This is a genomic window from Caldicellulosiruptor sp. DIB 104C (genome assembly GCF_028198085.1).
In the GTDB taxonomy this organism is placed as follows: Bacteria; Bacillota; Thermoanaerobacteria; order Caldicellulosiruptorales; family Caldicellulosiruptoraceae; genus Caldicellulosiruptor; species Caldicellulosiruptor saccharolyticus.
The window spans coordinates 2200881-2214376 of the sequence record NZ_CP116337.1 but is presented as its reverse complement, the minus strand read 5'-3'; the positions used below and the strand labels follow the sequence as shown (position 1 = coordinate 2214376).

8 protein-coding genes are annotated in these 13496 nt (G+C 37.1%); 7 read left to right on the top strand and 1 reads right to left on the bottom strand.

Translation table 11 applies throughout. From position 1 onward, the window contains the following. Positions 1-49: 49 nt before the first annotated feature. The 7 genes from PGC14_RS10880 to PGC14_RS10850 all read left to right on the top strand — a co-directional run bounded on the left by PGC14_RS10880 (position 50) and on the right by PGC14_RS10850 (position 13073). A complete protein-coding gene (locus tag PGC14_RS10880) occupies positions 50-2119 on the top strand; it encodes a YIP1 family protein (RefSeq protein WP_422653044.1) in 2070 nt (689 codons plus the stop codon). Between the two features lie 34 nt (positions 2120-2153). After that, positions 2154-4364, top strand: coding sequence for a DUF5696 domain-containing protein (locus tag PGC14_RS10875; protein WP_271628915.1), 2211 nt, complete (start codon positions 2154-2156; stop codon positions 4362-4364). Between the two features lie 6 nt (positions 4365-4370). Continuing rightward, positions 4371-5291, top strand: coding sequence for a carbohydrate ABC transporter permease (locus PGC14_RS10870; RefSeq protein ID WP_271628914.1), 921 nt, complete (start codon positions 4371-4373; stop codon positions 5289-5291). Between the two features lie 66 nt (positions 5292-5357). Further along, on the top strand, positions 5358-6371 hold the full coding sequence (locus tag PGC14_RS10865) for a carbohydrate ABC transporter permease (protein WP_271628913.1): 1014 nt from the start codon (positions 5358-5360) through the stop codon (positions 6369-6371). Positions 6372-6448: 77 nt separating this feature from the next. Next, a complete protein-coding gene (locus tag PGC14_RS10860; protein WP_307742491.1) occupies positions 6449-8254 on the top strand; it encodes an ABC transporter substrate-binding protein in 1806 nt (601 codons plus the stop codon). A 132-nt stretch (positions 8255-8386) separates the two neighbouring features. Next, entirely contained in the window at positions 8387-11098 is a 2712-nt protein-coding gene (locus PGC14_RS10855; RefSeq protein ID WP_271628911.1) for a glycosyl hydrolase, read from the top strand. Between the two features lie 250 nt (positions 11099-11348). Then, on the top strand, positions 11349-13073 hold the full coding sequence (locus tag PGC14_RS10850; RefSeq protein WP_271628910.1) for a peptidoglycan DD-metalloendopeptidase family protein: 1725 nt from the start codon (positions 11349-11351) through the stop codon (positions 13071-13073). Between the two features lie 192 nt (positions 13074-13265). Here PGC14_RS10850 and PGC14_RS10845 read toward each other — a convergent pair whose 3' ends face one another. Then, positions 13266-13439, bottom strand: a complete 174-nt coding sequence (locus tag PGC14_RS10845) for a hypothetical protein (protein ID WP_156823682.1) — start codon at positions 13437-13439, stop codon at positions 13266-13268. Positions 13440-13496 lie beyond the last annotated feature (57 nt).

The following is a 13496-nucleotide window of genomic DNA, read 5'->3' as shown; positions in this document are numbered from 1 at the left end:
GTGGTAGTAAGTGAATATAAGGATGACAAGAAAAAGGGTAGTTGTGTTAATGTCTATATTACTGTTGATTTTAAACATACCAGTATTTGGCTTTGCAAATATGATTGAGGTTCCTTATTACCAATACAACTATGATATATACAACTGGGATATACCAAGTGCAGAGGGTTATTATCCGGCAGAGGTTTTAAGTGGCAAGGATTTAGGTGTGGGAAATTTTTCATCTCCCCGAGATATGTTTGTGGATGACAACAATAACATTTACATATTGGATGCTGGAAATAACAGGATTGTGGTATTTGATAAAGATTTTAACTTCATAAAACAGATAGACAAGTTTACACAAAACGAACAAGAGGTCAAAATGGTTGACCCGAGCGGGATTAGTGTTGACAAAAATGATTTGATTTATGTAGCTGACAAAGGTGCTAAATGTGTATTTGTCATAAACCAAGATGGTCAAATTATTAGGAAGATAACAAAGCCAAAGTCCGATTTGGTTGCAGCAAACAAAGATTTTGTACCGCTTAGAGTTGCTGTTGACAATGCAGGCGTTGCATATGTACTGTCGCTGGGCAGCTATGAAGGTGCATTTATGTTTGATGATAAAAACAACTTTCTTGGATTTTTTGGAAGTAATAAGGTTGTTGTAACCTTACAACTTCTTATTGATAGAATCTGGAAAAAGATTTTATCAAAAGAGCAAAGCTCTTCAATGGTAAGGTATTTGCCGACAGAGTGTACAAGTATAGATGTTGGCGATGATGGGTTTATCTATACATGTTCTAACTATGCATCTGTGAGTGTGGGTGAGCTCAAGAAACTCAATTTCTTGGGAAAGAATATTCTGTGGTACAAGAAAAAGGATCAGACACGCGACTTCGGTGACCTGCCAAAATATTATGGTAAAAGACTTGAAGACTCTTACTTTGTCGATATAAATGTCACAAAAGATGGATTTATTAACGCTCTTGACTATGAAAGAGGACGTGTTTTCCAGTATGACCAAAACGCAAATCTGCTCTTTATAATGGGCGGGAAAGCGGACCAGATGGGGACATTTAGAGACCCTGTTGCAGTCGAAAGTATTGGTAATACAATACTTGTTTTAGACCAGCAAAAAGCAACAATTACAGTTTTCAATGAGACAAAGTTTGGTGAACTTGTTCACAAAGCAACACTATTATATAATGATGGAAAGTATGATGAAGCAAGGCAACTTTGGGAACAAGTCAACAAGATGGATTGTAACTATGCACTTGCGCACGTTGGTCTTGGCAAGGCGCTTTTGAGAATGAACAGGTATAGTGACGCTTTGAAGCATTTCAGGCTTGCAAACGACAAAGAGGGGTATTCTGAGGCAAAAGAAGTGCTGAGAAACGAGTTTCTAAAGAGGAACTTTGGAATTATTGCAACAGGTCTGATTGGTCTGATTATATTGATTGTGGTTTTAAGAAGGAGGTTTAGAAAGCAAAAAAGAGTTGATGAGGAGTATACACGAAAGGTCAGCAAAGAAAAGTTTCCAATTTACACAATGCTCCATCCCTTTAAAGGTTTTGAAGAGCTCAAAGATGAGAAAAAAGGCTCTGTGTTGATTGCCACGATAATTATTCTTTTGTACTTTATTGTTGCTATAATTCACAGACAATACACAGGTTTTATATTCAATCCATACAGGCAAGATAGGATAAACGTAATCTCTATCTTCTCAAGTACGGTTGTTATGTTTTTCTTCTGGGTTTTGTCAAACTGGTCAGTTTCGACCTTAACAGAAGGCGAAGGAACATTCCAAGAGATTTGGATTTTCTCAGCTTATGCCCTGCTTCCATATATAATTTGCAATTTGATTTATGTAATTCTCAGTAACATCTTTATTATGGAAGAAGGGATGTTCTTAACATTTATAAACATAATAGGAGTGCTATGGCTTATAATCTGTATGTTAAATGCAATCAAGGCTGTGCATCAATTCAGCTTTGGGAAGACGGTTGCAACAGTTGTTGCAAGTTTGATAGGTATTGCAGTTATCATATTCATAATGATTTTGGTATTTACTCTTTTTGCACAGCTATTTGGATTTATTCAAAGCATCTACAATGAGCTAATACTTAGGTTGTAGTTTAGAAGGCTTTTTTAAGGAGGCTATAATCTTGATGGTTAGAGGATATTTTTCAAAAAAGTTACTGCTTATACTGGTGGCTGTACTCGTCGGAATAAGTAGTGTTACTGGGAATTTTCAATACACTTTAGCAGATACAAATTCATATCAGCTTGTTGCTAAAAATGGAGTGCTTGAACTTTATGTCAATCAAAAATATGGGTATTTCAAGGTTGTGGATAAACGCTCAAATACGGTTTGGTATAGCAACCCAGAAAATTGGAAACAAGATGCAATTGCAGCTGGAAGTACACGTATGCAGATGGCGTCTCAGCTTACTGTAAAGTTTACAGATGTCACCTCAACAATTCAGATAGCAAATAGCTATGTAAATTCAGTTTTGAAAAAAGGTCTTAAGATAAAAAAGATTCCAAATGGTTTTTTGGCAACATATACATTCAAAAAAGAGGGGTTTGTAATACCAGTTGCATATACAATTAAGAATGATTATTTGAACGTTGATATATTGGTGAAACAAATTAGAGAACTTAAAAAGGGAAAATACAGGCTTGTGTCTGTTATGCTTCTTCCTTTCTTTGGTGCAGGAAGTATGAAAGATAGTGGCTACATAGTTGTACCAGATGGATGCGGGGCGATTATAAACTTTAATAACAACAAGGGGCAAGAAACCTATTCACAGCGGGTATATGGAAACGATTATGGAATTGTCCCAGACTTTCAAGGGTATGTCACACAGGCAGCAAGGCTTCCTATCTTTGGGATGAAGAAGAACAACAGTGCCTTTTTAGCAGTAATCACGAAAGGTGATGGAAAGGCAGTTTTGAATGCTAATACAAGTGGAGCAAAGAGCAGTTATAACAACGTCTTTGCAGAGTTTATCATGCGCGAGTACGACATGGTGACACTTAAAGAAAAACAGTGGGATGAAAGGACGTTTAACATCTTCGAAGAAAAACTTCCAGATAGCGATAAGTTTTCTATCAGGTACTATTTTTTGGAGCCCAATAATTCAAGCTATGTTGCAATGGCAAAGAAGTACAGGGAGTATTTAATAAAGGAAAAGGGATTTAGGAAAGCAGATGACCTTCATTCCTCCCCAGTTTATATAGAGTTTTATGGCAGTATGAAAAAGCCCAAGTATATCCTGGGGTTTCCTGTAAATGCTACAGTTCCGCTTACGACGTTTGAGGATGCACAAGCTATTGTAAAAGAAGTGAAAAAGCTTGGGATAAGCAGTGTTGTTGTCAAATTCACAGGCTGGATGCAAAATGGTGTGTATTATAACCTTCCGCTTGCGGCAAAGCCAGAAGGGGTTTTGGGGGGGTTGCGAGGACTTGGAAATATGCTTGAGTATTTTAATCAAGCAGGAGTAAAAACATATCTTGATGTTGATTTTGTGAGGTTTAGAAAAGGTACGCTTTTGTACCTTAGAAACAAAGTTGCAACAAAGTCAATGAAAAAGGTGCCTGCAGAGCTGTGGCGCTACTCACCGCCCATATTTTACAAGGATGATTCATATCCAGTACTTTACCTGATTTCACCAAGGTACACCAACGAAATTGTTGATAAGTTCTTGAGAAATAGCAATCTTAAATATTTCAAAAATATATCTATATCAAGCCTCAGCACAATGCTATATTCAGACTTTGGTACAAGGCCTGTAAACAGATATCAAACCGAACAGGTATTTTTAACTACTTTGGACAAATTGAAAAAGAGGTTTTCAAATATATTGCTGACAAACCCAAATGCGTACCTTCTGACAAAAGCATCTGAAATAGTTGATTTGCCAATTTATTCAAGCAAGTTTTTAATAGAAGACGCTGAAATTCCTCTTTACCAGCTTGTTATAAGAGGTTATATTCCATATTCAATGCCTGCTGTGAACTTTTATACAAACGAGTGGATGTGGAAGCTAAAAGCGTTAGAGACAGGTTCATACCTCAAATTCACATGGACGGCAAGAAATGAGGATGAGCTGAAAGAGACGATTTTGGAGAATTTATACTCTTCGAATTATAAAATGTGGCTGAGCGATCTAAAAAGTGCCTACAAACAGCTTTATCCTGTATTGGATTTGATAAAAGGCAAAGAGATTGTCGATCATCAGATATTAAAAAAGGGAGTAGTAAGAATTGTATATGAAGGTGGGATTGAGATTTTGCTCAACTATACATCAAAACCTCAAAAGGTAGATAGTATTCAAGTTCCTGCTCAGTCTTATAAAGTTATTGTCAAGAGGTGAAAAAATATGAATGTTTCACAAACTCTAAAAAGGTTTTTGCCAAAACGTAAAATGACACTCAGACAAAAAGAGGCTATGTATGGAAGGCTCTTTATATTGCCGTGGCTAATTGGTCTTATATACTTTTTCATAATTCCATTTATCAATGCTATTTACTACACACTGACAAAGATAAAGCTTGGTGACAATGGGTTAGAGTTTACATTTGTATGGTTTGAAAACTATTTGTACGCATTCACGAAAGACCCAAACTATATAAGGACTTTGACATCTTCAATTGTAAATATGCTATATCAGGTACCGGTTGTAGTGTTTTTCAGCATGTTTGTTGCATATGTTTTAAGAGATGAATTCAAAGGTAGGACTTTTGCAAGAACAGTATTTTTCTTCCCTGTTATCATTGCATCAGGTGTTGTAATAACAATTCTAAAAGAAAATGTTATGGGTGATGTGAGCACTGCAGCTTCAGGTTCTACTACACTTTTTAGGGTAGAGAACTTGAGAGCGATTTTGGTAAATTCAGGTGTTCCAATGTGGCTTGGCCAATTTATTGTAAACACTATAAGCCAGCTTTTTGACCTGACATGGCGGTCTGGTGTTCAGATTCTACTTTTGATGGCAGCATTGCACAATATTCCAAAGAGTTTTTATGAAGCTGCTGTGATTGAAGGTGCAACTGAGTGGGAAAAGTTTTGGAAGATTACATTTCCAATGATATCACCAACACTCTTGGTTGCTGTCATATACTCGATAATTGACTATTTTACAGACTATGGAAACTATGTCATGAGAATGGTTGTGACACAGCTAAACAACGGACGGTTTGAATACAGTACTACAATTGCGATAGTCTACTTTGGAATAGTCATGGTAATTATTCTAATTGTAAATAAGGTGATTGGAAGAAGAGTTGTATACTTAACATAAAACAAAGAAAGAAGCTATTGGGCAAATTAAATTTGAAAATATTTTTTGAAAGAGGGTAAGTCAAAGATGGAGGCAAGACTAAGGGCCTTGAAAGGTAAAGCTTCTGATAAGCGGCAGACTTCTACTTTTACCAAAGCAATTATTAAAAAGAAAATATTTAACATACTAAAAAACTTATTTAGATATCTCTTCATTATTGGTATGAGCTATGTGCTTTTGTATCCTATTTTATTTCTGATTAGCAATGCCTTTAGAGATAAGGTGGATTTGCTTGACCCAAGTGTTGTATGGATACCAAAACACTTTTCGATTGAGAGTTTTAAACTTGCAAACGAGATTTTAGGGTATGCAAACTCCATGAAAAACACTCTTGTGATTTTGATACCTTCTGTTATTATTCAGACATTTGTATGCATGATGGTAGGCTATGGTTTTGCAAGATTTAGGTTCAAAGAAAGAGAAATTCTATTTGGCATACTTCTTTTTACAATCATAGTACCTATGCAGACAATAATTGTTCCTTTATATGTTAAGTTCAGACACTTTGACTTCTTCTATATCGGAAGACTAATTGGCCTTTTTACAGGAAAACCACTGACAATTAATCTTCTTGACACCCCTTGGACATTTTACATCTTAAACGCATTTGGTATGGGAATAAGGTCAAGCCTGTATATATTCATCTTTAGACAGTTTTTCAGAAACATGCCGGTTGAGCTTGAAGAGGCAGCTAAGATTGACGGGTGTGGACCATTTGCTACCTTCTTGAGAGTAATGGTACCAAATGCAACAGGTGCAATAATAACAGTCATGCTATTTACAATCGTTTGGCATTGGAATGACTATTATCTATCTGCAATGTTTTTCACAGACAATCTTCCACTCTCTGTTATGCTTACAATATTGAACGAAAGAATGAATCTTTTGAACAACTTAGTCAACGCGAATGACATATACCTAATGCGCTCCTCAGTTTTAGAGGCAGGTTGTTTAATGGTTATCGTACCATTGATTGTAATTTACATCATAGGGCAAAGATATTTCACAGAAAGTATAGAGCGTACAGGTATTGTTGGATAAAAAATATTTTGGCAAAAACCCTGACATTTTAGAGGGGTTTTGCATAAAAATTATTTCAAAGAGGAGGAGGAGGTTTTGTGATGCGTTCAAAGGTTTTTAGAAAGGCTTTAGTGTTCATTGTTTCAATTGCTATGGTTTTGAGCTTTTTCGTGGTTATTAAAAAGGCACCTGACTCTGCAGTAGCTGCAACCAAATTGGGTGATATTTCATTTTTCAGACCAGGTCTTACACAAGACAGTTTCAAAAACACAAATGACCTGTTTGCACAGGCAGTGAAAAAAGCAATTGATACCTATCAAAAGAATTATGGTGGCAAGATAAAACTTGTCTACAGCGACTGGAACAATTGGGATACAAAAATAATAACAAGAATGGCAGCAGGAGACCCAATTGACGTTGTATTTGGAGGTTCTGGTAACTTCCCAAGGTTTTATACAAAAGGGTATTTGCAACCAATTAACAACTATGTGGACTTAAAAGCACCATATTTGAACCTCCGAGCTATGGACCAAATTTTCAAGTACAACGGCAAGTATTATTTGGCGAGCCAATATGGCTCTAACCACTTCTGGGTAGTTCTGTATAACAAGGACTTGATGCTTGAAGAGGGTATTGACGAGAGCGAGATGCCGCTTGCACTTTACAAGAAAGGTAAATGGAATTGGGACACATTTGTAGCCTTGGCAAAGAAACTCACCGCTGATACAAATGGCGATGGTAAAGTAGACAGATACGGTGTTGGGTGCTGGTACCCACAGATATTTGTATATTCAAATGGTGTGACATACGTAAATGTTGATAAGAATGGTAATGCAAAACTCAACTTTGACGACCCAAGGGTACAAAAAGGACTCAACCTTGCACAAAAAGGTATCAAAGAGGGTTGGATGATTACAGATTGGAATACAACAAGCACAGGTTTGGCTCAGAGAAAGATAGCTATGTACATTGAAAGATGGTACAACTATGACGACCAAGTATTCAACCAGAAGGTAGAAGATGAGATAGAAGTTGTTCCAATTCCACTTGGACCTGATAATAAGAGTAAGCTCTATCCATTTGAATGTGACGGGTATGGCATTTCAAAAGGTGCGCGCAATCCAAAGGGTGCAGGTAAATTCATAAATATTCTTTTGGAAAGCAGCCAAAAGGTTTGTGACGAGCCCGGAATCAAGAGAAGACCAAAATATCTACAAGATTTCCACAAACAACTTGCAAAGTTCTCATTCTATCCAGGCTCACCAGACTCTGTTTTGGGGAATTTAGTGTGGGATATAAATGGCGCACTTTTCAACGCAGCGTCAGTATCATCTGCATTGGCGGGTCTAAAGCCTCAAGCAGAGCAGGCAGTAAGAGAAGCTAATGCTCAGCCAGAAAAACCAGTGTTCAGACCATTTAAACCATTTACAATAAACTTTGACAATGGCAAGATGGATATGTTCACAATCCTTGACAAAACAAAGAAGACAGTAAAACTTTCTATTGTTTCCGGTAAGGAGGCTATTAAAGGAAAGTCTTTGAAGGTTGCGTGTGACTCAAAGAAAGACGGCGAGTGGATTGATGCACTCTATACACTGCCAAGCAAGGTAAAGATTTATGGTTGGCATGATTATAAGATAAGCTTTGACGTAAAACTTTTAAAAGCTCCTCCAAAACCAGGTGACACATACATTTATGCTCAGATTATAAACAGCAACAAGTCAGGCTATAAGTCATATGGTTGGATAACATTCAAGCTTGACAAGGCAAACACAGTTTATCATGTCGAAGGAACAATTGCAGGAATTCCTGACAACTCAACAACAATGGGCTTGAAGATTGGCATTCACTGGGGTACTGACTTTGTAATAGACAACATCAAAGTAGAAGAGGTAACTCAATAAAGGTTACTGCCTGGCGGGCACGCTTGAACAAAAGCTTTAAAAAAGAAAAGGCTTTTGCAAAAGATTAGCGTGCCTGCCAGCTCAAATGAAAGAGAGCATTAATAATTAAAAAAGGGGAGAGTGCTTTAAGGTATGAAGAAGAAGGGGAGGATAATTTCTATTGTTGTTACCATTTTATTCTTACTGAGTCTTATTCCAAATGGAATCTTCGGTGCTGTTGAGACATCAGTGCAAAGTGTGGTTTTAGATTTTGAAGATGGGTCTGTTATGAATTTTGGAGAGGCGTGGGGGGATTCCCTAAAGTGTATCAAAAAAGTTTCTGTTTCCACTGACCTTCAGAGACCTAGCAACAAATATGCGTTAAGGCTTGATGTTGAGTTCAACCCGAACAATGGTTGGGACCAGGGCGACCTTGGAACATGGATTGGTGGTGTTCCAGAGGGCCAGTTTGATTTTACAAACTACAAATCAGTTGAATTTGAAATGTTCATTCCGTACGATGAGTTTAATAAATCGCAAGGCGGTTTTGCTTACAAGGTTGTTTTGAATGATGGCTGGAAAGAACTTGGAAGTGAATTTAATATCACTGCAAATGCAGGCAAAAAGGTAAAAATAAACGGTAAAGACTATACAGTCATCCACAAAGCATTCGCAATTCCTGATGATTTTAGAACCAAAAAGCGTGCACAGCTTGTATTCCAGTTTGCAGGTCAAAACTCAAACTACAAAGGACCTATCTATCTTGACAATATAAGAGTAAGACCAGAAGATGCGTCAAACCTCTCAAAAGAAGACTATGGAAGTAGCGAAGAAGAGGAGATTGTGGAGGACTTTTTCACAGGGGTCACTCTTGTGTATCCACAGGAAGGCAAAAACTTTGTGTACAACTTTGAAAAAGATACAATGGGATTTTATAAATACTCAGGGGATGGATTTGCAAAGAAGACAAAATCAATGGAATTCTCACAGGACTTGAAGACATCCACAAATGCAGGCAGCCTCAAGCTCAATGCTAATTTCCAGGGTACAGCGTTTGAAGAAATGAACATTGCTGTAAAGCTCACAGACAAGGAAGAAAAACTTTTTGACCTTGGCAAATACTCTACACTTGAGTATACAATCTATATTCCAAATCCAGACAAAGTTGCCGGAAAAATTATGTCAGCAAGTGCAGTGGATAGTCCATGGAAGATAATCAAAGACTTTACACTTCTTAACTACAAAGATAAGATAACATGGAAAGAGATAAACGGAAAGACTTATGCGGTCATAAAGTGCGTGGATAATCTTTACAATGTAAAAGAAAAAGCAGGTGTATTGGTTTTGAGAATTGCGGGGTCTTATGTAAAGTATACAGGACCCATCTACATTGACAATATAGCATTAATTGCTGGAAAGAAGGTTGCACCAAAGGTGACACAGGTATTACTTCCAAATCCAAAAACATATTATAAAATTAAGATTGAGGCTGAGAGTGCAAGCGACGGCTGGGCATACAGCGTTGAGAAAGAAAATGCAAAGTTTTCTGGGAAAGGCTATATACTGTTGTTTGGAAACAACATGGGAAATGCACTCTATAACATAAAAGTTCCAAAGACAGGACATTACATCTTTACTCTTGCAATCTCAACGCTTGGGCTTGTAAAGGATGGTAGTATTGATATCTGGATAGATGGTGATTTGAAAGGCGGAGCGAAGGTTCCAAACGTAAAGGGTAAGTTCCAGGAAGTGGTTATAAGAAAGAAGATTTATTTAACAGCAGGTGACCACACAATATCACTGCAAAAATCTGGTGGATACACAATTGCGGTTGACTATTTTGTGATAGAAGAGATTGTTGCGGCAAATAAATCAAAGCTTTCAGTTTCTTCAAAGTTAGTAACGCCTAATCCACATCCCAATGCACAGAGACTTATGAATTATTTGGCGAGCATTTACGGTGAAAAGATTTTATCCGGTCAGCAGAGCAGCGGTGAAGGCAAAGAAGTTCAGATGATTTTTAATGTCACAAAAAGATACCCAGCTGTCAGAAGCTTCGATTTCATGGACTACTCACCAAGTAGGGTAGAACACGGTGCAAGAGGCACAGATGTGGATGAGGCAATTAAATGGTGGAAGAGTGGCGGCATAGTTGCGTTTTGCTGGCATTGGAATGCTCCAACAGGTCTTATTGACCAGCCGGGCAAAGAGTGGTGGAGAGGCTTTTACACAGAAGCTACAACATTTGATGTAAAGAAAGCTATGGACAATCCTAATTCAACTGAGTACAAACTGATTTTAAGGGATATAGATGCAATTGCTGAGCAGCTCAAGAAACTTCAAAAAGAAGGGGTACCGGTTCTCTTCAGACCACTGCACGAAGCGTCTGGCGGTTGGTTCTGGTGGGGAGCTAAAGGACCAGAGCCATATATAAAGCTTTGGAAGCTTATGTTTGACAGGCTCGTAAACTATCACAAGCTTAACAACCTTATCTGGGTATGGAATGGTCAGGATGCGGCTTGGTATCCGGGAGATCAGTATGTTGATATAATTGCAGAAGATATATATGAGGAAAAAGCTCAGTACTCCCCATATACAGAGAGGTTTGTGAAGGCTCTCAAGTACACAAATGCAAACAAGATGATAGCACTTTCTGAGTGCGGAACTATTCCTGACCCGGCTGTGCTAAAACAAGAAGGTGTTTCGTGGCTGTGGTTCTCTGTATGGGCAGGAAACTATGTTATGACAGGCAGCAAATACAACGATGAATGGAACGACAATCATATGCTAAGAAAGATTTACAACAGCGACTATGTAATCACAAAAGATGAGCTACCTGATATCAAGAGCATACCATTAAAGTGAGAGAAAAACCAATTGTATAAGAAATGTAGAGGGGATTTTTAGAAGCGGAGATAGGGTATTTATGGGGCGATAAACTCCCTCCCCCTTTTCTCTTTTTTAACCTAAATACAAAAAATTGAACAATATTTACCTTTGACACATCAAACAATCTAAATTAAAATTAAAGTATAGTGTTTTGCATACTCAACATAGTATAAATTATATAAGGGTAGTATTAATACCCTTTTTGTTTTTGTAAGGGGGTGTTTTTGTGGCAAAGCACACGCAAAAAAGTAAATCAGCTGCCACAGCCGCCGTGCCAGATAAAGAAAAAGCAAGGTTTGTTCCTAAAAATATTCAAGCTGAGATAAAAGAAAAGATTAAAGACACTGGTGAAAAAGTAGCAAAGGCTGAGGGTAAGGACAAAACACTTTTACAGTTAAAGCTGGAGAGCAACAAAAAGGTTGATAAGAAAAAATTCAAAAAGGATAGAAGTGCTGAGAGGAATAAAACTTCTTCAAATAGATTTTTAAGTTTAGATAAAATTAAATCCCTATATTCAAAAGAGATACATAATAAACTTTCACACATCTTTGAAGATGCAGTTTCTGAGGTTTATAGAATTTTAATGGGGCTAAAGTATATCAAAAAGGCGCCAAATTACACCGAAATAGTTCTGAAGGCAAAGATATTTTCAACCTTGATTTTGATGATTGTAATATTATTTTTAATCAACAAAATGCCTTCTACATACAAAAAAGCGTACGCAGTTGTTTTGAACAATCAGATTGTAGGGTATGTAAAGGACAAGACTGAAGCACAAAACCTTCTTACCCAGATTAAAAAAGAAGTAGAGGAAAGACACAATACAGACAGTTTCATTTTACAAAGTAAGCTTCAACTAAGGAGCATTGAGCCTGGTCAATATCGTGAGACAAGGGTTGATGAGCTGAAAAATACTATCATAGAAAAGGGAAAGGTCCTTGTAAAAAGGTATGCTATTTTTGTTAATTCAAAACCATATTTTGTATTTGAAAATCCACAAACTCCAAATAACATTCTTAACAAGCTAAAAAAGGTCTACTATAATGACAAGGCATCGCAGGCAAAATTCTTAGAGAAGGTAGAGATAAAACCAGTTTATGTCTCACCAGCTATTAAAGTAGCTGATGAAGCTACTGCCTTAACAAAGATTATGTTTGGAAAAGACCAGGTAATAGAATATACAGTCAAGGAAGGAGATACTCTTTGGGATCTGTCAAGAAAATATAATCTTGCAGTGGATGATATATTTGCATCAAACCCAGGACTTTCAGAGAAAATTATGCCTGGGCAAAAAATAAAACTTACAAAAGCAACCCCGCTAATAAACGTTATGCTGGAAAAAGAGGTTGAATATGAGGATGTGCTTCCCAAAGAAGTAAAGGTTATAAAATCAGAAAACTACTATACCACCCAAACAATTGTCAAACAAGAAGGTAAAGATGGCAAAGCAAAGATTCGTGCAAAGATTGTCTATATGAATGGGCTTGAATATGACAGACAGATTATCTCACAACAGCTTATCCAAAAGCCTGTTGAAAGAATAGTTGTTGTTGGGACTAAAAAACCACCTGCGTACGTTGCAACAGGAAGGTTTTCATTACCTGCTTGGGGGACTTTGACATCAAGGTTTGGTTACAGAGGAAGAGAATTCCACGAGGGGATCGACTTAGCTATGCCATGGGGTTCAAATGTGTATGCAGCAGATGGCGGTGTTGTAGAATTTACAGGCTGGTCAGGTGGATACGGAAAACTTGTAATTATAAATCACAAAAATGGGTATCAGACCTATTATGGGCATCTTAGCAGGATTTTAGTATCGCCAGGGCAGAAAGTTGCAAAAGGTCAGCTGATTGCAAAGAGTGGTTCAACTGGACGCAGTACAGGTCCGCACCTTCACTTTGAGGTGAGAAAAAATGGTGTTCCTCAAAATCCTCTTAGGTATTTGAGATAAAAAACTCAAAAAGAGGCTGCCCACAAAAAGAAAGAAGGGCAACCTCTTTTTTTTTGTTTAGTCTCCATTTAATGGGTTAAGATTTATAAGAAAATTTATAAAGAAAGAAAACCCAGGTGTGGGATGGTTGGAACATTTCAATCTGCCACAGTGTATGATACATCACCATGTCAAATGTTCGAATGGTTTCTTTCAATGTTTGTATTTACTTATTACCGCGATGTTGATTTTATTGTAAAGATAATAATCAGCACCAATAATCACTGCTTTTACATATCTTTTGTAGAATATTCTAACTATTCTGAGCTGATATACACTTTTAAAGTTTAGGGCAAAAAACAATCCTTGAAAATAATTCTTATTCATGTAAAGATTAAAAAACACCTGAGCTGTACTAAGAAAAACTAAATTGTATTAAATTAA

Excerpts from the sequence above, each read along its gene's own strand:
- PGC14_RS10880 (WP_422653044.1), top strand. The coding sequence starts at position 50 with ATGTCTATATTACTGTTGATTTTAAACATACCAGTATTTGGCTTTGCA.
- PGC14_RS10875 (WP_271628915.1), top strand. The coding sequence starts at position 2,154 with ATGGTTAGAGGATATTTTTCAAAAAAGTTACTGCTTATACTGGTGGCT.
- PGC14_RS10870 (WP_271628914.1), top strand. The coding sequence starts at position 4,371 with ATGAATGTTTCACAAACTCTAAAAAGGTTTTTGCCAAAACGTAAAATG.
- PGC14_RS10865 (WP_271628913.1), top strand. The coding sequence starts at position 5,358 with ATGGAGGCAAGACTAAGGGCCTTGAAAGGTAAAGCTTCTGATAAGCGG.
- PGC14_RS10855 (WP_271628911.1), top strand. The coding sequence starts at position 8,387 with ATGAAGAAGAAGGGGAGGATAATTTCTATTGTTGTTACCATTTTATTC.
- PGC14_RS10845 (WP_156823682.1), bottom strand. The coding sequence starts at position 13,439 with ATGAATAAGAATTATTTTCAAGGATTGTTTTTTGCCCTAAACTTTAAA.